The following is a 21,872-nucleotide window of genomic DNA, read 5'->3' on the forward strand; positions in this document are numbered from 1 at the left end:
CTTTGAAGTTGACGTTAAGAAGTTGAATTTGACTTTGAAGTTGACTTTGAATTTAAGCCTTTGACTTTGAAGTAAAATATTTGAATAAAAAAACACTAAAAATCAAAAAACCCCCCTCTCCGCCAGATTGCGGTACAGCGCCCGCACACCGAAGGCCCAAGGCGCAATCTCCGTACTCAACCTCACTGTATTGACCAACGCGCCAAGCGCGGGCGCCGAGATCGTCACCACATCACCGAGATGATGCGTGAAGCCGGCGCCCGGCGCATCGCGATCCTTGATCGGCGAGAACATGGTGCCGAGGAACAGCATGAATCCGTCCGGATACTGGTGATGCGCCCCGCAGGTCTGCGCGACCAGATCGGCCGGATCGCGGCTGATCTCTGCCATGTGGCTCACGCCTTCCAGCACGAAGCCGTCGTCGGCGCCTTCCACCCGCAGCGACACGTTGGCGTGGCGCACGCTGTCCAGCGTGAAATGCCCATCGAACAGCCGCACGAACGGGCCGATCGCGCATGAGCCGTTGTTGTCCTTGCACTTGCCGAGCAGCAGCGCGGAGCGGCCTTCGATGTCGCGCAGGTTGACGTCGTTGCCGAGCGTGGCGCCGACCGGCTGGCCGGCGGCGTTCACCGCCAGCACGATCTCCGGTTCCGGGTTGTTCCACACCGAGGCCGGATGCAGGCCGACGTCGGCGCCGAAGCCGACCGCCGACATCGGCTGCGATTTCGAGAACACTTCGGCGTCGGGGCCGATGCCGACTTCCATGTACTGCGACCACGCGCCGCGCCGCTCGAGTTCGGCCTTGAGCCGCCGCGCGGCTTCGGAGCCGGGTTTGATCTTCGACAGGTCCGCGCCGATCAGCGCGGCGATGGTCTCGCGCACGTCCCGGGCGCGCGCGGGGTCGCCGCCGGCCTGTTCCTCGATCACGCGCTCGATCAGGCTGACCGCGAAGGTCACGCCGCACGCCTTGATGGCCTGCACGTCGCACGGCGCCAGCAGCCGCGTCGCGTTGCCGGCGGCGCCGGGCGCGCTGGCGGCCAGCAGCGCCGCGGCCGGGCCGAGTGCCTCGCCGGGCGCGTGGCGCACGATGTCCGCCGCGTCGGCGCGGTCGAACAGGTCGGCCGTGGTCGGCACGGCGGCGGTGATGTCGAACGCTTCGCCGCCGCGCACGGCGACCACGCAGGGGCCTTCGTGAGCGCCGGCGCGGCGCCAGACGCGCCCGGCCAGCAGCGCCCGATCGAGGTCGTCGGGCAGGCAGCGCAATGCGTCGGCGGGGCTCATGACAGGGCCGCGCGCGGGCGCGGTGCGAAGGTCCTGGGCAGGCCGGCGCGCGCGATGGCGCCGGTGAACGGCTCGCCGGGCAGCCACGCGGCCAGCGTCTCGCGCATTTCGCGCAGCGCGTCGAGGTCGATGCCGGTGTGCAGGCCCTCGGACTCGAGCAGGAACACGGTGTCCTCGGTATTGATGTTGCCGGTCGCGTTGGGCGCGAACGGGCAGCCGCCGAGGCCGCCGAGCGAGGCGTCGAAGCAGCGCACGCCGGCGTCGAGCGCGGCGATCACGTTGGCCAGCCCCAGCCCGCGCGTGTCGTGGAAGTGGCAGGCCAGCGGCACCTCGCCGGCCAGCGCGCGCACCTTGCGCATCAGCGCGCGCACCTGGCCCGGATGCGCGTAGCCGACCGTGTCGGCGATGGTGATTTCCTCGGCGCCGGCTTCCAGCAGCGTCTCCACCAGCGCCAGCACGGTGCCTTCGTCCACCTCGCCGGCGATGGTGCAGCCGAACGCGGTGGCCACGCCGGCGCCCAGCACCACGTGCCGGCCGCTTTCGTCGCGCGCGGCCACGATGCGGGCGAAGTCCTCGGCGGACTCAGCCGTGGTGCGCCGGACGTTCTTCAGGTTGTGCGCGTTGCTGGCCGACAGCACGTAGTGGACCTTGGGCAGGCCGGCCTCGAACGCGCGCTGCGCGCCCTTCAGGTTGGGCACCAGCGCGGCGGCGTGCAGGCCGGGGATTGCCAGCGCGCCGCGCGCCACCTCGCCGGCGTCGGCGAACTGCGGCACCACCTGCGGCGGCACGAACGAAGTCACCTCGATCTCGGTGCAGCCCGCGGCCACCATGCGCGCGCACCATGCGAGCTTCTGCGCCGGCGTGAGGATGGTGCGCACCATCTGCAACCCGTCGCGCAGGCCCACCTCGCGGACCTGTGCCGTGTCGTTTGTCGTCATGACTGTCTTCTCTGTCCCGTTACCGTGATTGCGATTGACCTGCTATACCGCGGCGCTGGCCGGCGCGGCGTCGTCCGCGGCCCGCGCGCCGCCATCGGCCGGCGCGGCCACCGGCGCGGAGGAGGTGCGCGGGGCGAACACGATCGCGGCGATGGCGCCCAGCACCATCAGCAGCGAGATCGCGCCGAGGCCGCCGGCCATGCTGTTGGTCAGGGTCTTGATCGAGCCGATGATCATCGGGCTGACGAAGCCGCCCAGCAGCCCCACGCAGTTGATGACGGCGATGCCGCCGGCCGCGCCGCTGCCGCGGATGTAGTCGGTGGAGATGGCCCAGATCAGCGGGTTCGGCGCCAGGATGCCGGCCGTGGCCACCGACAGCGCCACCAGCGACAGCACCAGGTTGCCGTTGATGAGGCCGGCCGCGAACAGCCCCGCCGCGCCGCACAGCATGGCGAGGGCGCAGTGCCAGCGCCGCTCCATGGTGTGGTCGGAATGGCGGTTCAGCGCGATCAGCGCCACCCAGCTCACGAAGTAGGGGATCGCCGAATAGCAGCCGATCTCCAGCGGGCTGGACACGCCCGAGCTCTTGATCAGCGTGGGCAGCCAGAAGCCGATGGCGAACACGCCGGCGATCTGCGTGAACCAGACGAAGCCCATCACGTACACGCGGAAATCGGTGAGCGCGCGCCCGAAGGTGTGCTCGCTGTGGGTCTCGCTCACCGCCGAGCTGCGGTGCAGGTCGCGGGACACCAGCGCCTTCTCGCCGTCGCTGAGCCAGCGCGCCTCCTGCGGGCCGTTGTCGAGGTAGAAGATGGCGAGGATGCCCAGCACCGTGGCCGGCAGCCCCTCGACGATGAACATCCACTGCCAGCCCTGCATGCCGTGCGCGCCGTCGAAGTGCGTCATCAGCCAGCCCGACAGCGGCCCGCCCAGCAGCCCGGCGATGCCGGTCGCGCAGGTGAAGATGGCGATCACCTTGGCGCGCCGCTCCACCGGGTACCAGCGCGTCAGGTAGAAGATCACGCCCGGATAGAGCCCGGCCTCGGCCAGCCCGAGCAGGAAGCGGATGGTGTAGAGGTGCGCGGGCAGCGTGACGAAGGCCGTGGCGGCGGCGATCAGGCCCCACAGGATCATGATGCGCGAGAAGGTGCGCTTGACGCCGATGCGCGCCAGCAGCAGGTTGCTGGGCACTTCCATGAGCACGTAGCCGACGAAGAAGATGCCGGCGCCGATGCTGTAGGTCAGGTCGCTGAAGCCGACGTCCTGCTTCATGTCGAGCTGCGCGATGCCGATGTTGATGCGGTCGAGAAAGGCGAACACGTAGCACAGGAACAGGAACGGGATCAGCCTGAGCGTGATCTTCCTGTAGGTGCTCTGAGCCTGCGGGTCGCCGAGGCTGGCGCTGTTGTGGTTCATCGTTGTCTCCTCCGGTCGGTGCCGGCTGTTGCTTGATGATGCTCCGGCGGCGCCCGGTGGCGCCGCCGTGGGCCGGCCGGTCATGGCCGGCCGGTGTTTCCTGCCTTGCGCGTCAGCACCCCCTGAACGCCGGCTGGCGCTTCTCGTTGTAGGCGCTGATGCCTTCCAGGCGGTCCGCGGTCGGGATCAGGCGGTTGTACGCCTCGATCTCGACGAACAGCCCGGTGTGCAGGTCGCTCTGCATGCCGAGGTCGATCGCCTTCTTGGCCTGCGTGACCGACAGCGGCGCGCTGGTGCAGATGTCGCGCGCCGCGTCGATGGCGTCGGCCAGCACGCGGCCCGGCTCGCTGAGGTGGTTGACCACGCCCCACGCCAGCGCCTGCTCCGCGCTGAAGCGCGCGCCGCGGAAGATCAGTTCCTTGGCGCGCCGCGTGCCGATGGTACGCGGCAATTGCTGGGTGCCGCCGCCGCCCGGCATGATGCCGCGCTTGACCTCGGTGAAGCCGAACACGGCGGTCTTCGACGCGTAGGCGAAGTCGCAGGCCAGCAGCAACTCCAGCCCGCCCGCCACCGCCGAGCCGTTGGCCGCGCAGATCAGCGGCAGCGGGCAACTGGTGATGGCGCGGTTCATGCGCTCGAACAGGTAGTGCTGCGCGCCGAACTGCGCGTCGGTCATGCCTTCGCGCTGCTTGAGGTCGGCGCCGCCGCAGAACGCGCGCTCGCCGGCGCCGGTCAGGATGGCGCAGCGGTACAGCGACGGGTCGGCCTCGAGCGCGCCGAACACGCGCAGCAGCTCGTGCCCCATCGGCGTGCTGATGGCGTTGGAAACCTGGGGCCGGTTGAGCTGGATCACGAGTATCTGTGCGTCGATCTCTTCGAGCCGCAGGGTGTCCAGCGGCGCGGGGCCGAGGTGCGATGCGATTTTCATGGTGTCTCCTGTTGCAGGTGCGCGGGCACGTGCGTGTGCGTGCCCGCCAGCAGATGATTGTGTTCGCCGAGCTTCGGCGTGCGTCCGGTGGCGGCCGGGCGCTGGCCGCCGAACGAGACCGGCAGGCCGACCACGGTGGCGGCGCCGTCGTCGGTGGTGCGCAGCAGGTCCAGCGCCTCGGTCTGCGCGTGCGCGACCACCTGGTCGAGGGTCTGGATCGGCCCGCACGGGATGCCGGCGGCGTCGAGCGCGGCCAGCCAGTGCGCGCTGCCGGCGCGCGCGAACGCCTCGTGCAGCAGCGCGATCAGCTCGGCGCGGTGGCTCACGCGCGCGCCGTTGGTGGCGAAGCGCGGGTCGTCGGCCAGCGCGTTGGTGCCGAGCACCTCGCACAGCCGGCGGAACAGGCGGTCGTTGCCGGCCGCCACCATGATGGTGCCGTCGGCGCAGGCGAACGCCTGGTGCGGCACGATGGCCGCGGTGCCCGAGCCCCAGCGCCCGGGCAGCACGCCCGAGGCGAGGTAGTCGGCGATCTGGATGCCGCCCCAGGCGATCGCGGTCTCGTACAGCGACACCGAGACGATCTCGCCCGCGCCGCTGGCCTGGCGCCGGAACAGCGCCGCGAGCACGCCGATGGCGGCCCACAGCCCGGTGCCCATGTCGTTGACCGACACCGGGATGCGGCTCAGCGGCTCGCCGGGGCCGCCCATGAAGCTCATCAGCCCGGCCACGGCCTGCACCAGCGGGTCGTAGCCCGGCTTGTCGCGCCACGGCCCGCTGCTGCCGAACGCGCCCAGATTGCAGTACACCAGCGAGGGCTTGTCGCGCAGCATGGCCTCGGCGCCCAGCCCGTATTTCTCGGTGCCGCCGGCCTTGAGGTTCTGCAGCACGACGTCGGCGCGCTCGCGGATCAGCTCGCGCAGCCGCGCGGCCTGCTCCGGGTCCGACAGCGACATCGCGATGCTGGCCTTGCCGTGGTTGACGGCGTGGAACAGCGCCGCCGCGCCGTCGACGAACGGCGGGCCCCAGTCGCGCGCGTAGTCGCCGCCCTGCGCGCTTTCGATCTTGATGACCTCGGCGCCGAGCGCGCCGAGGATCATGCCGGCATAGGGCGCGGCCAGGCTGTGGCCGATCTCGACCACGCACACGCCCGCCAGCGGCAGCGGCCGGTCCATGTCCGCCGCGGCGCTCATTGGTCCGCCACCGCCAGCGCGGCGTCCGCGCCGGTTTCCTCGGCGGGCGCGCCGGCGCCTGCGCCGGTGTTGACGCGGTAGAACTCGCGCGCGGCCTGCGCGCTGACGTAGCCGTCGGCCACGTCGGCCAGCACGCGCTCGCGCTCGCGCTCGAGCGGGTCGCCGTAGCCGCCGCTGCCGGCCGGCTGCACCACCACGCGGTCGCCGCGGTAGACCACGGTCTGGCCGCCCTTGGCCGGCACCTTGTGCTCGCTGCCGTCGGCGCGGCGCACGGTGCACTGGAAGCGCGTGCCGGGCAGGCCGCCGAAATGGCCCTCGGGCGCCGAGCGGCCGCGCTCGCCGGACACCGTGAAGGTGGCCTCGTCGTAGGCCACGCGGTAGACGCGCCGCGAGGTCAGCCCGCCGCGCCGGCGGCCCGCGCCGCCGCTGTCGGTCACCAGCGACCATTCCTCCACCGTCAGCGGCGAGGTGCGCTCGATCATCTCGACCGACTGGCTGCCCGCGTTGCCGACGTAGACGCGGATGCCGCTCACGCCGTCCTTGCCGGCGCGCGCGCCCATGCCGCCGGCGTGCACGTCATGCATGGTGACGAAGGGCTGGCCGGTCTGCCGCACGCGCTGCGCGTCGGTGTCGCGCCCGCTGAAGATGCCGGCGCACGACGCGCAGTTGCTCTGCCCGGTGATGCGCTCGGGTACCGCCGGCGCCAGCGCCTTGAGCAGCAGGTCGATCACGCGCGGCGAGGTCTCGGTGTTGCCCGACACCACCGAGGCCGGGTACTCGCAGTTCAGCACGCTGCCCGGCGGCGCGATGATGGTCACGGGCCGGTAGCAGCCCTGGTTGATGGGGATGCTCAGGTCGGTCAGCGCCTTGACCGTGAACCACGTGCTGTTGCAGGTGACGGACAGCGGGCAGTTGATGCCGCCGCGCACCTGCGCGCCGGTGCCGCTGTAGTCGAAGGTGATGTGGTCGTCCTCGACCGTGATCCTGACCTTGAGCAGCGGGCGCTCCTGCTTCCAGCCCGGCGCCTCGATCGGGTCGAGGTATTCCTCGGCCTCGTACACGCCGTTGGGGATGCGGGCGATCTCCGCGCGGATCAGCTTCTCCGAATGGTCCAGGCTCTGGCGCATCACGTCGCGCAGCGCCTCGGCGCCGTACTTGCCGACCAGGTCGGCGATGCGGCGGTCGCCGACGAAGGTGCCCGCGTACTGGGCCTGGATGTCGAGGATCAGCTCGTGCGCGTTGCGGCTGTTGCGCGTGAGGATCTCCAGCATGTCGCGCACCGGCTCGTCGTTGCGGTACAGCAGCACCGGCGGGATGCGGATGCCCTCGGCGAACACGTCCCAGGTGGTGACGGTGTAGCTGCCCGGGGTCTGGCCGCCGATGTCGGTCCAGTGGCCGCGCGTCATCACGAAGGCGACGATCTTGCCGTCGACGAACACCGGGCGCGTGAACTGCACGTCGGGCTGGTGGTTGCCGCCGCCGACGTAGGCGTCGTTGCTGACGATCACGTCGCCGGGGCGCAGGTTGTCGCGGCCGATGGTCTCGACCGACACGCGCGTCGAGATGACCGCCGAGCCCAGCATGGTGGGGATGTCGTTGCCCTGGGCGACGAGCTGCATGTCGGCGTCGAAGATGGCCGCCGAGGAATCGCCGCTGGCGTGCATCAGCGGGCTGCCCGCGGTGCGCATCATGGCGATCTTCATCTCCCGCGCGATGGCGAAGAGACTGCTGCGGATGATTTCGTAGGTAACAATATCCATGAGTCAGGCTGCCAGTTCGATCACAAGATTGAGGTCCGAGTCCACGCGCGCCGTGTGCGACGCCTTGAGCACCGCGCAACTGCTGTGCTCCTCGATCACGGCCGGACCCTCGATGCACGCGCCGACCGGGATCTCGTTGCGCGCGAACACCGGCAGCGTGCGCACGCCGCCGTCGAAATACACGTCGCGCGTGCGCACCGCGCGGGCCTCGCCGAGGCCGTCGGGCTGCGTCACGCCGCCGCGCCAGCCGGTCGCGGTGATCAGTTGCAGGCGCAGGTTGGCCACCACCACGGGCTTGTCCTTGCTGATGAAATTCCACTGCCGCTGGTGCGCCGCCTCGAACTCGCGCGCCAGGCTCTCGCACAGGCCCGCTTCGCCGTCCTGCACGGCCACGGTGATGACGTCGGGCTGGCCGGCGTAGCGGCAGTCGGCCAGGCGCACCGCGCGCACGTCGCGCGGATCCACGCCGTGGCGGCGCAGCTCGTCGGTGCCGATGGCGAGCAGGTCGTCGAGCTCGCCGGACAGGCGCGCGTCGTCGCACTGCGCGAGGTCGCACTCGACCGGGCTCTGGTAGTCGTACTGCTGGTCGGCCACGGTCATGCCGAAGGCGCTGAACAGGCCCGGCAGCGGCGGGATCACCACGCGGCGGATGCCCATCTCCTGCGCCAGGTCGACCGCGTGCACGGGGCCCGCGCCGCCGTAGCAGATGTAGGAGAACTCGCGGGGATCGTAGCCGCGCTCCACGGTCATGATGCGGATCGCCTGCGCCATCAGCGCGTTGGCCACCGAGCGCACCGCCTGCGCGGCCTCGGGCACGCTCATGCCGAGCGGGCGGGCGATGACCTCCTCGACCACGCGCCAGGCCGCCTTGGCGTCGAGCTGGAATTCGCCGCCGAGGAAGTTGTCGGGGTCGATGTAGCCGAGCACCAGGTTGCAGTCGGTCACGGTGGCGTGCTTGCCGCCGCGGCCGTAGCAGGCCGGGCCGGGATCGGCGCCGGCGCTGGCCGGCCCGATGCGCACGCCGCCGCCGGCGTCGATCCACACGATCGAGCCGCCGCCCGCGCCGACCGAGTCGATGTCGATGCTGGGCGAGCGCACGGTGTAGGTGTGCAGCAGGCTCTTGTTGCGGATCTCGGGGCGGAATTCGCGGATCAGCGACACGTCGAAGGTGGTGCCGCCCATGTCGCCGAGGATGGCGTTGCGCAGCTCGCTCTTCTCGCAGTTGCGGATCGCCGCGCTGACGCCGCCGGCCGGGCCGGACTCGAGCAGCACGATGGGCCGGTCGGCCACCATCGCCGGGCTGGCCAGGCCGCCGTTGGACTGCATGAAGAGGAACTTGCCGGCGAAGCCCAGCTCCGCCAGCGCGTCGGTCAGGCGGCCGATGTAGCGCCCGCACACCGGGCCCAGCATGGCGTTGATCACGGTCGAGCTGGCGCGCTCGTACTCCATCGCCTCCGGGTTGACCTCGTGCGAGGCGCTGATGAAGCGGCCCGGCAGCAGCCGGCGCAGCGTGTCGACCACGGCGCGCTCGTGGGCCGGGTTGACGTGCGCGTGCAGCAGGCACACCGCCACCGCCTCGACGTCCGAGGCGCGGATGCGCTCGGCGATCTCCACCAGCTCGTCGTGGTCCAGCGGCGTCTCGACCTCGCCGTCGTAGCGCAGGCGCTCGGTGACTTCGAGGCGCCAGCGGCGCTCGACCAGCGCGCGCGGGTTGTCGAACAGCAGATCGTAGAGGTCGGCGCGGTCATGGCGCGACACGCGCCGCAGCTCCAGGATGTCGCGGAAGCCGCGCGTAGTGACCAGCGCGGTCTTCGCGCCGGTGCCCTCGACCACCATGTTGGTCGCCATCGTGGTGCCGTGGCCGAGGAAGGAGACGTCGGCGCTGGCCGTGCCCGAGATCTCCAGGATCTTGCGAAACCCCTCCACGGTGCCGACCACGCGGTCCTTTGGCGTGGTCGGCACCTTGGTCGACCAGATGCGGCCGGTGTCGTCGTCCACCATCACCACGTCGGTGAAGGTGCCGCCGACGTCGATTCCAATTCTTCTCACTTTGCCTATCTCCATTTGCTGGCATCTCGATGCGGAACTCGCGGCTCCCGTCGCAGTCAGTCGGGGAACCGTTCGCGCTGCGGTGCAGCATCGCCGCATGCTGTCGCGCCGTCCGGCCAGCGGCCACGTGTTGGGCTATGATCGGCCGCTGGATCGCTGCCGCGCGCCGCGCTTTCGCGCCGGCGGCTGCCGATGCTGCAATGTAGAAGGCACGGGCAGCGTGCAGATAATGAAAACTTCCGATCACGTGAGACAGTGGAGTTATATCGGTGATAACCAGTATCGATGCGATCCTGAGGAGACTGCGCGGCAATCACATCGCGCTGCTGATCGCGCTCGACGACCACGGCTCGCTGCGCAAGGCGGCCAACCAGGTGTCGCTGTCGCAGCCGGCCACCACCAAGTCGCTGCGCGAGATCGAGGCGATGTTCGGCGCCGACCTGTTCGCGCGCTCGCCGCGCGGCATCGTCGCCAATGAGATGGGCCGCTGCGTGATCCGCCACGCGCGCGTGATGCGCGCCGAGGTCGGCGCGCTGCGCGACGAGCTCGCCGCGATCATGCGCGGCGGTGGCGGCACGCTGGCCGTGGGCGCGGTGATGGGATCGGTGCCGGTGTGGCTCACGCCGATGCTCAAGACCCTGCGCGAGGTGCAGCCCGATATTTCGGTGGAAGTGTGGGAAGACAACAGCGCGCGGCTGCTATCGATGCTCGACCAGCGCCTGCTCGACCTGGTGATCGGCCGCCCCAGCGTCAGCGTGCATCCCGACGCCTACGACTTCGTGCCGCTCGATACCGAGGAAGTGTGCTTCGTGGTGGACGGCGCCGACCCGCTCGCGCGCGATCCGTCCATCACGCTGGCCGACATCGCCGCCAATCCGTGGATCGTGCCGCAGGCCACGCTGCCGATGCGCTCGCTGCTGGAGCAGCTGTTCGAGGACGGCGGCCTGCCGTTCCCGCGCTACGCGATCGAGACCTCATCGACGTTCGCCACGCTGTCGCTGCTGCGCTCCGGCGCGGGCACGGTCGGCCTGATGCCGCTCAAGGTGGCGGAGTATTTCGCGGAATACGGCCTGATCGCCATCCTCGCCATCCCGGTCGAGCGGCGCGGGCCGCCCTACGGCATCGCGACGCGGCGCGGTTCCACGTTGATGCAGCCGGTGCAGAAGTTCATCGACTTGTGTCTGGAGCGTGGCGCGGTGCGGTGAGGCGCGCCTTCACCACACCCCAAAAAACACCCCCGCCTGCTTATGGACGTTGGTCTTCGCCGCGACCTCCTCGCTGGTGACGGTGGTGCGCGGCTTGAGCGTGCAGAACCACTCGAGCAGATGCGTGCGCATGGCGGAGCGCACGGGCTCGAAGCCGGCGTCGGCGCCGAGGTCGAAGAACTCGTCGGGATCGTTTTCGAGGTCGAACAGCTGCGGGCGGAAGCCTTGCCAGTGCACGTATTTCCAGCGCGCGTCGCGCACCATCCAGGCGCGGCATTCGCCGGGGTGCCGGCCCAGCGCCACGCGCGCGCCGCGGTAGGCGTAGTCGAGTTCGGAGACGACGAAGCCGCGCCACGCGCCGCGGCCTTCGCCTGCGCGCGCCTGCGTGAGGTCGAGCAGCGAGCGGCCTTCGACGCGGTGGTCGGCGGGCGGCAGGCCGAGCGCGTCGAGCACGGTGGGCACCACGTCGACGGCGCTGACCATGCGCGCGTCGGCGCTGCCGCGCGTGGCGTCGGCGGCGGGCGCGGGGTCGTAGACGATCAGCGGGATCTTCTGCACGGTGTCGTAGAACTGCTCTTTCTCGCCGAGCCAGTGGTCGCCGAGGAAGTCGCCGTGGTCGGCGGTGAACACGATCAGCGTGTCCTGCCAGCGGCCCAGGCGCTCGAGCTGTTCCCATAGTTCGCCGAGGCGGTCGTCGATCTGCTGCACGAGGCCCTGGTAGGTCGGGCGCACGGTGTCGGAGACTTCGCGGCGCATGAAGTTGGCGCATTCTTCCTGCGTGCGGTAGGCGTCGAGCACCGGGTGCGGGTTCTCCAGTTCGGCGTCGTGGCGCCTGAGCGGCAGGCAGTCGTCGAGCGTGTAGGCGGCGTGGTAGGGCGCGGGCGCCATGTAGGGCCAGTGCGGCTTGACCAGCGACAGGTGCAGCACCCACGGGTCGTCGCCGCGCGCGGCGATGTATTGCATGGCCTGCCCGACCGTGTACGCGGTTTCCGAATGCGGCTCGGCCACGCGCGCGGGCAGCCCGGCGTTGCGCATGTGCCAGCCGGAGACGATCTCGCCGCGCGCGTTCTCGGCGCTGATGACGTAGTCGGTCCACGGGTCGGCGCTGTCGTAGCCTTGCCGGCGCAGCCACCCGGCATAGGCGCCGCGCGGCTCGGCGTGGTGGCCGTCGTGGCGGTCGACCTCGACGAAGTGGCCGCTGCGCAGCAGCGTTTCCAGCTCGCTGCCGCCGTCGAGATGCAGGCGCCTGAGGTTGGCGTTGTCGGGCATGACGTGGGTCTTGCCGGCCAGCGCGAGCGCGCGGGCGCTGTCCTTGAGGTATTCGCCGAGCGTGACTTCGCCGAGCGACAGCGGCACGCGGTTCCAGGTGGCGCCGTGGCTGCTCGGGTAGCGCCCGGTGTAGAAGCTCATGCGGCTCGGCCCGCAGACGCCGGAGGTGACGAAGGCGCTGGTGAAGCGCACGCCGCGCGCGGCGAGGGCGTCGATATTGCGCGTGCGCAGCGTGGGATGGCCGTAGCAGCCCAGGTGGTCCTGGCGCAGCTGGTCGCACATGATGAAGAGCGTGTTGCGGGCGGTCATGGCAGCTTGAGGTCGGTTGGCGTGGGCGTTATGCATATCGATGCGACGAATAACATGGGATCGAAACGTCCTGATGTTTTTCAGTCGCCCGTATAACCGGAGCTTTTCACCACCGGGCCCCAGCGGCTGGCGTCGGCCGCCAGCACCTTGGCGAACTGCGCGGCGCTGCCGCTCTGCGGCTCCAGCCCCAGCCTGAGGAAGCGCTCGCGCAGGTCGGGCGACCGCAGCGCCTGGACGATGGCCGCGTTGAGGCGATCGAGCGTGGCCTGCGGCGTGCCGGCCGGCGCCAGGAAGCCGTAGCGGCCCACGCCTTCGATGTCCTTGTAGCCGAGCTCGGTAAACGTCGGCACGTCGGGCAGGGCGGCCGAGCGCTGCGTGCCGGAGCTGGCCAGCACGCGGATCTTGCCGGCGCGGTGCATCTCGGCCAGGTCGGCCAGCGTGTCGACCGAGGCCGGCACCTGGGCGCCGACCAGCGCGTTCATCAGCGGCGCCGAGCCGTTGAACGGCACGTGCAGCATCTCCACGCCGACCTGCTTGCCGAACAGCAGGCCGAAGAAGTGCGGGATGCTGCCGAGCGCGGGCGAGGCGTAGGAGTTGTTCTTGGCCGGGCTGGCCTTGAGCCAGTCGATGTATTCCCTGAGCGATTTCGCCGGCGTGCCGGGCCCGGCGGCCAGCGCGAGCTGGAAGTTGGCGATCTGCGCCACCGGCGCGAAGTCGCGCCGGAGGTCGTAGTTGAGCTTGCGGTAGACCAGCGGGGCGATGGTCATGACCGCCGAGTTGGCCACCACCAGCGTGTTGCCGTCGGCGGGCAGGCCGCGCGCGTAGTCCATCACCAGCCGGCCGCCGGCGCCGGGCTTGTTCTCGACCACCACGGTCTGCCCGAGCGTCTCGCGCAGCTTGTCGCCCACGAGGCGCGCGGCGAGGTCGGCGGTGCCGCCGGCGGGGTAGCCCACCAGGATGCGCAGCGGGCGCTCGCCCTGGGCGAGCGCCGGGGCGGCCGGCGCGATGGCCAGCAGGGCGGCCGCGGCGGCAAGGGCGGGAACGAGGGAGGGAACGAGGGCGCGCAGCAGTCTGGCGAGGGTCATGGAGTCTCCTGTGGGGTCGGCGGCAGGCGCGGCGGGAGCAGCCCCGGGGCCGGCCAATTTATCGGTACGGCCGCGGTGCGCCAACGAAGGATTGCGCGCATCGATCCGCGCCCGGCATGCCTTGCCCCGGCGCCGCCGGACCGTACCCGGCGCCGGCGCGGATGCCCCGCGGCGTGCCGGTTTCTGTGTGCCACGGACGCTAACACCGGCCCATATAATTGACAAAATCAACCAATTTTGCGGGTGCGGCATGAAGCAGGCCACGGACGATGGCGAAACGGGCGGCGCAGGCCGGCGCGGCGCGGACCCGGCCGACTGCGCGGCTGACTGCGGGGACAATGGCGCGGCCAACGGCGCGGACGATTGCACGGACAGCCCGGATAGCCGAGCCGACCACCCCGCCGATCCTGCCGACCCCGGCCACATCCTGCAGCATCCGGCCCGCCTCGCCGATTTCCTCAACTACCGCCTCTATCACCTGAGCCGCGTGGCGCTCAATGCCAGCGGGCTGCACCTGCGCGCCGCCGCCGGGGTGAGCCGGCGCGAGTGGCGCATGCTGGCCTTCCTCGGCGAGCAGCCTGGCATCCGCCTGACCGAGCTGGCGCGCAGCGCCGGGCTCGACAAGGTGCTGGCCAGCCGCGCCGTGCACGCGCTGATGGCGCGCGGGCTGGTGCGGCGCGACACGCGCGCGCAGGACCGGCGCGCGGCGGCCTTCGCGCTGACGGACGAGGGCGAGGCGGTCTACCGGCGGGCCTTCGATCAGGCGCGGGCGTTCAATGCCCGCCTGGCCGGCTGCCTGTCGGCGGACGAGGCGCGCGTGCTGGCGGACTGCCTGGCGCGCCTGCACGCCGAGGCGGAAGTCCTGCTGGCGCAGGCCGGGACGCTGCCGAGCAGCGTACCCATGCCTGCGCCGGCGCCGCCGGACTGGTGGCGCCGGACGTGAGGCGCCTGGCGGCATCCCTTGCGCCGCCGTTCAGCCCAGCTTGTCCAGCAGGCTGTACCACGCCACTCCCGCCGCTATATAGAAGCGCTGCAGGCCGTGCAGCGGGATCGGCGTCACCGGCGTGACCGGATAGGGGAACGGGTCCGGCTTGCCGGCGATGCGCGCCGCCATGTGCTTGCCCAGGCTGGTGCACAGCGCCACGCCCCGGCCGTTGCAGCCCAGCGCCACGGTCACGCCGGGCGCGGGCTCGTGCACGTGCGGCATGAAGTCGCGCGTGATGGCGATGCGTCCGCCCCAGCGGTACGCGTATTCGAGCGGGCCGAGCTGCGGGAACAGCAGCGCGAGCGAGCGCTCCAGGTGGGCGAAGTCCTGCGGGCCGCGCGGGTCGGCGAAGAAGCCGCGCCCGCCCATCAGCAGGCGGCCCTGCGCGTCCCGGCGGAAATACAGCAGCAGCCGTTGCGAGGTCGAGGCGGTTTCGCCGCGTGCCAGGATGCCCTGCGCTTCGGCGCCGCGCAGCGGGCGCGTGGCGACGATGAAGCTGTTGGCCGACAGCACCGTCTGCGCCAGGCTGGGCCACAGCGCGCCGGTGTAGCCATTGGTGGCGATCACCACCTGCGCGGCGCTCACCTGCGCGCCGGTGGAGGTGGTCGCCACCCACTGCGTGCCTTGCCGCTCCAGCGCCGTGACCTGGGTGCCGCCGTGCACCGCGGCGCCGGCTTCCTGGGCCGCCCTGACCAGTCCGCGCGTGTACGCCAGCGGCTGCACCGCGCCCGCCCGCCCGTCCAGCCAGCCGCCGGCGAAGGCCTGCGTGCCCACGCGCCGGGCGACCTCGGCGCGCTCGAGCATCTCCACCGGCACGCCGCGGCGCGCCCATTGCGCGGCGCGCGCATGCATGGCCGGCAGCGCCGCCGAGGAATAGGACAGCTGCAGCCAGCCGCTGCGCACCGGCTGGCAGTCGATGCGGTGGCGCGCGATCAGGTCGAACACCAGGTCGGCCGAGCGCGAGACCGCGTCGATGAGCGGCTCGGCCCGCGCGGCGCCGAGCATGCGCACCAGTTCGTCGGGATCGTACTTGAGGGTGGGATTGACCTGGCCGCCATTGCGCCCGGACGCGCCCCAGCCGGGCTCGCTGGCTTCGAGCACGCACACGCGCGCGCCGTGCCCGGCGAGGTGCAGCGCGGTGGACAGGCCGGTGAAGCCGGCCCCGACCACGAGCACGTCGGTGGCGAGCGATTCGCGCAGCGGCGGGGTTGCCGGCGCGGGCGGCGCGGTCGCGGCCCACAGCGAAGGCGGCAGGGGCGCGGCAACCCCGGCGCCGCCGCCGGTCAGCGTGGCCGCGCTCATGTTGCCGCTCCCGTGGTGGCCGCCGTGGCCGCCGTGGCCGTGGTGGCCGCGGCGGGCTTGTGCAGCACGCGGCGCAGGAAGTCCTGCGTGCGCGGCTGGCGCGGCGCGCCCAGCACCTGCTCGGCGGTGCCTTCTTCGACGATGGTGCCGCTGTGCAGGAAGCACACGCGGTCGGTCACCTCGCGCGCGAAGCCCATTTCGTGCGTGACCACGATCATGGTCATGCCTTCGCGCGCGAGATCGCGCATGACTTCGAGCACGTCGCCGACCAGTTCCGGGTCGAGCGCCGAGGTGGGTTCGTCGAACAGCATGGCCTCGGGCTTCATCGCCAGCGCGCGGGCGATCGCCACGCGCTGCTGCTGCCCGCCCGAGAGCTGGGCCGGCCAGGCGTGCGCCTTGGCGGCCAGGCCGACCTTCTCCAGCAGCGCCAGCGCCTCGCCGCGCGCCTTGTCGCGGCTTTCGCCCTGCACGTACACGGGTCCTTCCATCACGTTCTCCAGCACGCTGCGGTGGGGAAACAGGTTGAAGCGCTGGAACACCATGCCCATGCGGCTGCGCAGGTGGTGGATGCCCTTGCCGGCACGCTCGACGCGCTCGCCGAAGGCGAGGATCTCGCCGCCGTCATAGGACTCCAGGCCGTTGATGCAGCGCAGGACGGTGGACTTGCCCGAGCCCGAGGGCCCGATCAGGCAGACCACCTGGCCGCGGTCGACGTGCAGGCCGACGCCGCGCAGCACGTGGTGGTCGCCGTAGTGCTTGTGCAGATCGTGGATGTGGATCATGTCTTCTTTCTCCCCGCGCCGAGGCGCCGCTCCAGCCGGCGCAGGCAGAACACCAGCGGCAGGCTCATCAGCAGGTACAGCAGGGCGACCAGCGTGTACACGGTCATGTTCTGGAACGTCGACGAGGCGATCAGCTGCCCCGCGCGCGTCATTTCCGCCACCGTGATGGTGGACACCAGCGACGAATCCTTGAGCATCATCACCAGCGTGTTGCCATAGGGCGGCAGCGCGATGCGGAAGGCCTGCGGCAGGATCACGCGGCGCATCACCAGCGCGGGGCGCATGCCCATCGCCTGGGCGGCTTCGCGCTGGCCCGGGTCGACCGCTTCGATGCCGGCGCGGAAGTTCTCCGCCTGGTAGGCCGAGTAGGCGATGCCGAGCCCGATCACGCCGGCCTGGAACGCCGTCAGGTGGATGCCGATGTCGGGCAGCACGAAGTAGATGTAGAACAGCTGCACGATGATGGGCAGGCCGCGGATCACGTTGATCACCGTCGCCGCGCCCCACGACAGCGCGCGCACCGGCGACAGCTTCAGCAGCGCCAGGGCCAGCCCGATGGCGCTGCTGAGCAGGAAGGCCAGCACCGTCACCTGCACGGTCACGATGGCCCCCTGCAGCAGGATCGGCAGGAAATCGCGCGCCTGCTGGAAGAAGTTGGCGGCTTCCATCGCGGCTCACATGCCCCATTTCTGCACGATGCCCGCCAGCGTGCCGTCGGCCTTGATCCGGGCGATGGCCTTGTTGATGCGGGCCAGCATCTCCGCGTCGCCCTTGCGCACCACCAGGCACACGTCGCCCACGTTGACCGGCTTGTAGCCGGCGGCCAGCTTCACGCCCTGGAAGGCGTTCTGGCGCAGCTGGTACGCGATGATGGGCTGGTCGCCGAGGCCGGCCTTGATACGGCCCAGCGCCAGGTCGCGCGTCATGTCGGCGACCGAGTCGTAGCTGCGCACCTCCTTGAAGATGCCCTTCTTGTTGAGCATGTCCAGGAACACCGTGCCGACCTGGGCGCCCACCACCTCGCCCTTGAGTTCGTCGAGCGAGGCGTAGGGCTTGTTGTCGTCGCTCTTGACGATCAGCCCTTCGCCGTAGGAGTAGACCGGGTCGCTGAAGTCCACCACCTGCTGGCGCGCCGGCGTCTTGAGCATGGCGGCCGAGATGATGTCGATCTTGCCGGTGGTCAGCGACGGCACCAGCGCGGCGAAGCCGGTCTGCTGCACGTTGACGCCGAAGCCCGCCGCCTTGCCGACCGCGGTGACGGTGTCGATCATCATGCCCTGGATGGTGTTGGTCTTGACGTCCAGGAAGGTGAACGGCACCCCGGTGGCGGTGGCGCCCACGTTGTAGGCCGGCGGCGTGCCCTGGGCGCGGGCGGCCGGGAGGACGGAGAAAATGGTGCCGGCGGCGCACAGGATCAGTGCAGTGCGGCGCGAGATCGAAAAGCGGGACATACGGACACTCCTGGCAGATGGGACAAAAAGGTGCCCAGGCGGGGGCAGCTCACGGCTTCATGCAACGAACATGCCAATTTTCAATTTTCATGGATCAAAAATTAATTGGTGTTAACAAGTAATTGCGCTTTAAGAATCGATATGCGATTCTTCGGCCTGATTCGTCACTGTCATCGCCATGCCCGCCTCCCCCCTGCCGTCCCCCGAAGCCGATGCAACGCCCAGCCTCCTGTTCAACCAGTCGCTGGAAAAAGGGCTGGCCGTGCTGCGCGCGTTCAGCGCCGAGCGCCGCACCATGACCATCGCCGACGTGGCCGAGGCCGCCGGCATCAACAAGAGTTCGGCCCAGCGCATGGTCTTCACGCTCGAGCAGCTGGGCTACCTGCGCCGGCATCCGCAGACGCGGCGCTACCAGCTCGCGCCGCGCGTGATGGAGATCGGCTTCAACTACCTGGCGGCCAATCCGCTGATCGAGGTGGCCAACCCCTTCCTGTCGGAGCTGACCAAGGTCACGACCGAGACCTCGTGCCTGACCGAGCCCGACCTGCTCGACATGGTCTACATCGCGCGGTTCGTCAGCGCGCATTTCGTGCCGGTGCACATGCCGATCGGCAGCCGCATCCCGATGTACTGCACGGCCTCGGGCCGCGCCTACCTGAGCGCGCTGCCGGAGGACGACGCGCTCGCCGCGATCGGGCGCGCGCAGCGGATCGCGCATACCGTCCATACCCGCACGCAGGTGGACGACATCCTGGCCGTGCTGCGCGAGGCGCGCCAGCGTGGCTACGCGGTCAACTGCGAGGAGCTGTTCCTGGGCGACATGACCATCGCCGCGCCGGTGATCGGCGGCAACGGGCGTCCGCTGGGCGCGGTGCACGTGGTCGCGCCGACCAGCCGCTGGACGCGCGAGGAAGCCGAGCGCAAGCTCGCGCCGCCGCTGCTGCAATGCGCGCGTGCCGTGAGCAGTTCGGTGCGCGCGCTGGGCTAGCGCGCCGCCGCGCGGGGCTGGCCGCCGGTCCCGGCCGCCGCCCTGCGCCGGCCATGCGCGATGCCGGGCCGGCGTACCCATGCCTGCGCCCGCCGCCGGCATGGCGGCGGCGCGGGGGCTCCTGGCGGGATGGCGGCCGCGCCCGGGCGCCGCGCAAGGCTTACACTCGAGACGTGGAGTCAGCGTGTGTCTTGCCGGGAGCCTGCCATGCCGCTTTTTCGCCGTCTTTCCCCCTTGCTGGCATCCGCCGCGGCGGCTGCCGTTCTGGCTTTCTCGCTCAGCGTCTGCGCCGCCCCGGCGGCTCGGGCCGCGCCGCGGCCGCCGGCTCCGGCGCAGGCGCTCACGCAGCAGGCGGTGGCCGCCTACGACGCCGGCGCCTTCGACGCCGCGCTGCGCGACTTCGCCAGGGCGGCCCAGCAGGGCAACCGGCTGGCGCAGTTCAACTACGCCATGATGCTGCTGCGCGGCGAGGGCACGCCGGTGCGCCAGCAGGAGGCGCTGACGTGGCTGCGCCGCGCGGCCGACAACGACATGACCCACGCCCAGTTCACCTTCGGCGAGCTGTACGAGCACGGCGACCTGGTGCCGCGCTCGCTCGAAGCGGCCAACACGTGGTACCGCCGCGCCGCCGAGGGCGGCCACGTGCAGGCCCAGGTGGCGCTGGCCACCAACTATTTCACCGGGCGCGGCGTGGCGCGCGACTATGGCCAGGCCTTCGCGTGGTACAGCCGCGCGGCAGCCGCCGGCGACGGCGACGCGCAGTACATCGTCGCCAGCTACTACGAGCGCGGCGAGCCCGGCGTGGTGGAGAAGGACATCGAGCAGGCCAAGATCTGGTACGCGCGCTCGGCCTCGCACGGCGATCCCGGCGCGCTGGCCAAGCTGCGCTCGCTGCTCGAGGAGGGGCTCAAGGCCAGGCAGCAGGCCGGCGGCATGTAATGACGGCGTAGTCTGGCTATGCTCGCATGGCGGCATGCCACGCCGGCGGCGGCCGGCGGTGGCGTATTCCGGCCGCCGCGCCCGGTTCCCGGGCGGCGGGGCGGTACAACTCTTGCTTACGAGAAACGGCACAAATACTGCGCCAATGGGAGGCCTTTGTGGCAACGCACGTCGCACTGAATCACGTCACCCACTACCGGTATGACCGGCCGGTGAAGCTCTCGCCGCAGGTGGTCAGGCTCCGGCCCGCACCGCACTGCCGCACCCCGATCCTTTCCTATTCACTGCGCATCGAGCCCGAGCAGCATTTCATCAACTGGCAGCAGGACCCGTTCTCCAACTACCTGGCCCGGCTGGTCATCCCCGAGCCGACGCGCGAGTTCAAGATCACCGTCGACCTGGTGGTCGAGATGGCGGTCTACAACCCGTTCGACTTCTTCCTCGAGCCCTACGCCGAAGCCTTCCCGTTCAGCTACGACGCGGGCCTGGCGCACGAGCTGGCGCCCTACCTGGTCAAGGGCGAGGCGACGCCGCGCTTCGCCGCCTTCGTCGACAGCATCCCGCGCGCGCCCCAGCGCACCATCGATTTCCTGGTGGGCCTGAACCAGCGCCTGCAGCACGACATCCGCTACCTGATCCGCATGGAGCCGGGCGTGCAGACGCCGGAGCAGACGCTGGCGTCGGGCGCCGGCTCCTGCCGCGACTCGGGCTGGCTGCTGGTGCAGACGCTGCGCCACCTCGGGCTGGCGGCGCGCTTCGTGTCCGGCTACCTGCTGCAGCTCACGCCCGACGTGAAGGCGCTCGACGGCCCCAGCGGCGCCGAGGCCGACTTCACCGACCTGCACGCCTGGTGCGAGGTCTACCTGCCCGGCGCGGGCTGGATCGGGCTCGATCCCACTTCCGGCCTGCTGGCCGGCGAGGGCCACATCCCGGTGGCGTGCACGCCCGAGCCCGGCAGCGCCGCGCCGGTCAGCGGCGCGGTGGACGAGAGCGAGGTGGAGTTCCACCACGAGATGTCGATCACGCGCGTCTACGAGTCGCCGCGCGTGACCAAGCCCTATACCGAGGCACAGTGGCAGGCGGTGGCCGGCGTGGGCGCCGAGGTCGACCGCCGGCTCGAGGCGCAGGACGTGCGCCTGACGATGGGCGGCGAGCCCACCTTCGTGGCGGTCAGGGACCGCGACGGCGCCGAATGGAACACCGACGCGCTCGGGCCGACCAAGCGCGGTTATGCCACCGAACTGGTGCACAAGCTGCGCGACCGCTACGGCAAGGGCGGTTTCCTGCACTTCGGCCAGGGCAAATGGTATCCGGGCGAGCAGCTGCCGCGCTGGGCGCTGTCGATCTGCTGGCGCGCCGACGGCCAGCCGTGCTGGCAGGACCCGTCGCTGTTCGCCGACGAGCGCGAGCCGGGCAACTACAGCGACGCCGACGCGCGCCGCTTCCTCGACCGCCTCGCCGGCACGCTCGGCCTCGACTCCGCTTTCGTGCAGCCAGGTTATGAAGATGCCTGGTACTACCTGTGGCGCGAGCGGCGCCTGCCGGTCAACGTCGATCCGCTGGAGTCGCGCCTGGACGACGAGATGGAGCGCATGCGCCTGCGCCGCGTGTTCGGCGCGGGGCTGGCGCAGGTGACGGGCTACGTGCTGCCGCTGCGCCGCGCCGGCGAGGAGGATGCGCCGGCCCTGCACGGCCAGCGCTGGATCAGCGGCCCGTGGTTCTTCCGCGACGACCGCATGTACCTGCTGCCCGGCGATTCGCCGATGGGCTACCGCCTGCCGCTCGACGCGCTGCCCTGGGTCAGCGAAGCCGATTACCCGTGGCAGTTCGACCAGGACCCGTTCGCGCAGCGCGCGCCGCTGCCCACCGGCGCGCAGTGGCGCGCGCAGTGGCCCGGGCCGGGGTCGACGGGCGCGGAAGGGGCGGGCGGTGCGGTTGGCGGCGCAGCTGGCGGGACAACTGGCGGGACAACTGGCGGGACAACTGGCGGAGCCG

At 70.8% G+C, this 21,872-nt stretch carries 18 protein-coding genes; 5 read left to right on the forward strand and 13 right to left on the reverse strand.

The window, feature by feature from the left end; genetic code table 11:
- Positions 1–102: 102 nt before the first annotated feature.
- The 7 genes from K206_RS0127830 to K206_RS0127860 form a co-directional block, all read right to left on the reverse strand.
- The gene (locus K206_RS0127830) at positions 103–1,281 is read right to left on the reverse strand and encodes a fumarylacetoacetate hydrolase family protein (RefSeq protein WP_029044168.1); all 1,179 of its coding nucleotides are present in this window, start codon (positions 1,279–1,281) and stop codon (positions 103–105) included.
- On the reverse strand, positions 1,278–2,219 hold the full coding sequence (locus K206_RS0127835) for a hydroxymethylglutaryl-CoA lyase (protein WP_020205653.1): 942 nt from the start codon (positions 2,217–2,219) through the stop codon (positions 1,278–1,280). Before K206_RS0127835 ends, K206_RS0127830 begins: the two co-directional genes overlap by 4 nt.
- 42 nt (positions 2,220–2,261) lie before the next feature.
- Positions 2,262–3,635: an MFS transporter gene (locus K206_RS0127840; protein WP_020205654.1), complete on the reverse strand. Its 1,374-nt coding sequence runs from the start codon at positions 3,633–3,635 to the stop codon at positions 2,262–2,264.
- Positions 3,636–3,747: 112 nt separating this feature from the next.
- Positions 3,748–4,563 (reverse strand): enoyl-CoA hydratase-related protein, encoded by an 816-nt coding sequence (locus K206_RS0127845; protein ID WP_020205655.1) that lies wholly within the window; start codon positions 4,561–4,563, stop codon positions 3,748–3,750.
- The gene (locus tag K206_RS0127850; protein ID WP_020205656.1) at positions 4,560–5,753 is read right to left on the reverse strand and encodes a CaiB/BaiF CoA-transferase family protein; all 1,194 of its coding nucleotides are present in this window, start codon (positions 5,751–5,753) and stop codon (positions 4,560–4,562) included. Before K206_RS0127850 ends, K206_RS0127845 begins: the two co-directional genes overlap by 4 nt.
- The gene (locus tag K206_RS0127855; RefSeq protein ID WP_020205657.1) at positions 5,750–7,513 is read right to left on the reverse strand and encodes a hydantoinase B/oxoprolinase family protein; all 1,764 of its coding nucleotides are present in this window, start codon (positions 7,511–7,513) and stop codon (positions 5,750–5,752) included. Before K206_RS0127855 ends, K206_RS0127850 begins: the two co-directional genes overlap by 4 nt.
- A gap of 3 nt (positions 7,514–7,516) precedes the next feature.
- On the reverse strand, positions 7,517–9,562 hold the full coding sequence (locus K206_RS0127860; RefSeq protein WP_020205658.1) for a hydantoinase/oxoprolinase family protein: 2,046 nt from the start codon (positions 9,560–9,562) through the stop codon (positions 7,517–7,519).
- Between the two features lie 269 nt (positions 9,563–9,831).
- Between K206_RS0127860 and K206_RS0127865 the strand changes: the two genes are divergently transcribed.
- Positions 9,832–10,767 carry a LysR family transcriptional regulator gene (locus tag K206_RS0127865; RefSeq protein ID WP_020205659.1) on the forward strand — a complete coding sequence of 312 codons (936 nt, stop codon included), beginning with the start codon at positions 9,832–9,834 and terminating at the stop codon, positions 10,765–10,767.
- Between the two features lie 9 nt (positions 10,768–10,776).
- On the opposite strand, the gene K206_RS0127870 is transcribed toward K206_RS0127865, so the two are convergent.
- Both K206_RS0127870 and K206_RS0127875 read right to left on the reverse strand, forming a co-directional pair.
- Positions 10,777–12,345 carry a sulfatase-like hydrolase/transferase gene (locus K206_RS0127870; protein ID WP_020205660.1) on the reverse strand — a complete coding sequence of 523 codons (1,569 nt, stop codon included), beginning with the start codon at positions 12,343–12,345 and terminating at the stop codon, positions 10,777–10,779.
- A gap of 80 nt (positions 12,346–12,425) precedes the next feature.
- Positions 12,426–13,430, reverse strand: a complete 1,005-nt coding sequence (locus K206_RS0127875; RefSeq protein ID WP_020205661.1) for a Bug family tripartite tricarboxylate transporter substrate binding protein — start codon at positions 13,428–13,430, stop codon at positions 12,426–12,428.
- Positions 13,431–13,680: 250 nt separating this feature from the next.
- On the opposite strand from K206_RS0127875, the gene K206_RS0127880 reads away from it, so the two are divergent.
- Complete coding sequence (locus K206_RS0127880; RefSeq protein ID WP_020205662.1) at positions 13,681–14,373, forward strand: MarR family winged helix-turn-helix transcriptional regulator; 693 nt, start codon at positions 13,681–13,683, stop codon at positions 14,371–14,373.
- A gap of 30 nt (positions 14,374–14,403) precedes the next feature.
- Here the strand turns inward: K206_RS0127880 and K206_RS0127885 are convergent, their stop codons facing one another.
- From K206_RS0127885 to K206_RS0127900, 4 genes are read right to left on the reverse strand one after another with little or no spacing between them, the layout of a single operon-like run.
- Positions 14,404–15,717 (reverse strand): FAD-binding oxidoreductase, encoded by a 1,314-nt coding sequence (locus K206_RS0127885; RefSeq protein WP_020205663.1) that lies wholly within the window; start codon positions 15,715–15,717, stop codon positions 14,404–14,406.
- Positions 15,714–16,499: an amino acid ABC transporter ATP-binding protein gene (locus K206_RS0127890; protein WP_020205664.1), complete on the reverse strand. Its 786-nt coding sequence runs from the start codon at positions 16,497–16,499 to the stop codon at positions 15,714–15,716. Before K206_RS0127890 ends, K206_RS0127885 begins: the two co-directional genes overlap by 4 nt.
- Positions 16,496–17,167, reverse strand: a complete 672-nt coding sequence (gene ehuD, locus K206_RS0127895; protein WP_020205665.1) for an ectoine/hydroxyectoine ABC transporter permease subunit EhuD — start codon at positions 17,165–17,167, stop codon at positions 16,496–16,498. The genes K206_RS0127890 and ehuD overlap by 4 nt, the downstream gene beginning before the upstream one ends.
- Before the next feature lie 6 nt (positions 17,168–17,173).
- Positions 17,174–17,950 carry an ABC transporter substrate-binding protein gene (locus tag K206_RS0127900; RefSeq protein WP_020205666.1) on the reverse strand — a complete coding sequence of 259 codons (777 nt, stop codon included), beginning with the start codon at positions 17,948–17,950 and terminating at the stop codon, positions 17,174–17,176.
- Between the two features lie 178 nt (positions 17,951–18,128).
- On the opposite strand from K206_RS0127900, the gene K206_RS0127905 reads away from it, so the two are divergent.
- The 3 genes from K206_RS0127905 to K206_RS0127915 all read left to right on the forward strand — a co-directional run.
- On the forward strand, positions 18,129–18,938 hold the full coding sequence (locus K206_RS0127905; RefSeq protein ID WP_020205667.1) for an IclR family transcriptional regulator: 810 nt from the start codon (positions 18,129–18,131) through the stop codon (positions 18,936–18,938).
- Positions 18,939–19,145: 207 nt separating this feature from the next.
- Positions 19,146–19,877, forward strand: coding sequence for a tetratricopeptide repeat protein (locus K206_RS0127910; RefSeq protein WP_043367174.1), 732 nt, complete (start codon positions 19,146–19,148; stop codon positions 19,875–19,877).
- Between the two features lie 158 nt (positions 19,878–20,035).
- On the forward strand, positions 20,036–21,872 hold a 1,837-nt coding region (locus K206_RS0127915; RefSeq protein ID WP_029044171.1), incomplete at its 3' end, for a transglutaminase family protein.

It is taken from the genome of Cupriavidus sp. WS, assembly GCF_000395345.1.
GTDB classification, from domain to species: Bacteria; Pseudomonadota; Gammaproteobacteria; order Burkholderiales; family Burkholderiaceae; genus Cupriavidus; species Cupriavidus basilensis_B.

Excerpts from the sequence above, each read along its gene's own strand:
- K206_RS0127830 (WP_029044168.1), bottom strand. The coding sequence starts at position 1,281 with ATGAGCCCCGCCGACGCATTGCGCTGCCTGCCCGACGACCTCGATCGG.
- K206_RS0127835 (WP_020205653.1), bottom strand. The coding sequence starts at position 2,219 with ATGACGACAAACGACACGGCACAGGTCCGCGAGGTGGGCCTGCGCGAC.
- K206_RS0127840 (WP_020205654.1), bottom strand. The coding sequence starts at position 3,635 with ATGAACCACAACAGCGCCAGCCTCGGCGACCCGCAGGCTCAGAGCACC.
- K206_RS0127845 (WP_020205655.1), bottom strand. The coding sequence starts at position 4,563 with ATGAAAATCGCATCGCACCTCGGCCCCGCGCCGCTGGACACCCTGCGG.
- K206_RS0127850 (WP_020205656.1), bottom strand. The coding sequence starts at position 5,753 with ATGAGCGCCGCGGCGGACATGGACCGGCCGCTGCCGCTGGCGGGCGTG.
- K206_RS0127855 (WP_020205657.1), bottom strand. The coding sequence starts at position 7,513 with ATGGATATTGTTACCTACGAAATCATCCGCAGCAGTCTCTTCGCCATC.
- K206_RS0127870 (WP_020205660.1), bottom strand. The coding sequence starts at position 12,345 with ATGACCGCCCGCAACACGCTCTTCATCATGTGCGACCAGCTGCGCCAG.
- K206_RS0127875 (WP_020205661.1), bottom strand. The coding sequence starts at position 13,430 with ATGACCCTCGCCAGACTGCTGCGCGCCCTCGTTCCCTCCCTCGTTCCC.
- K206_RS0127880 (WP_020205662.1), top strand. The coding sequence starts at position 13,681 with ATGAAGCAGGCCACGGACGATGGCGAAACGGGCGGCGCAGGCCGGCGC.
- K206_RS0127885 (WP_020205663.1), bottom strand. The coding sequence starts at position 15,717 with ATGAGCGCGGCCACGCTGACCGGCGGCGGCGCCGGGGTTGCCGCGCCC.
- K206_RS0127890 (WP_020205664.1), bottom strand. The coding sequence starts at position 16,499 with ATGATCCACATCCACGATCTGCACAAGCACTACGGCGACCACCACGTG.
- ehuD (WP_020205665.1), bottom strand. The coding sequence starts at position 17,167 with ATGGAAGCCGCCAACTTCTTCCAGCAGGCGCGCGATTTCCTGCCGATC.
- K206_RS0127900 (WP_020205666.1), bottom strand. The coding sequence starts at position 17,950 with ATGTCCCGCTTTTCGATCTCGCGCCGCACTGCACTGATCCTGTGCGCC.
- K206_RS0127905 (WP_020205667.1), top strand. The coding sequence starts at position 18,129 with ATGCCCGCCTCCCCCCTGCCGTCCCCCGAAGCCGATGCAACGCCCAGC.
- K206_RS0127910 (WP_043367174.1), top strand. The coding sequence starts at position 19,146 with ATGCCGCTTTTTCGCCGTCTTTCCCCCTTGCTGGCATCCGCCGCGGCG.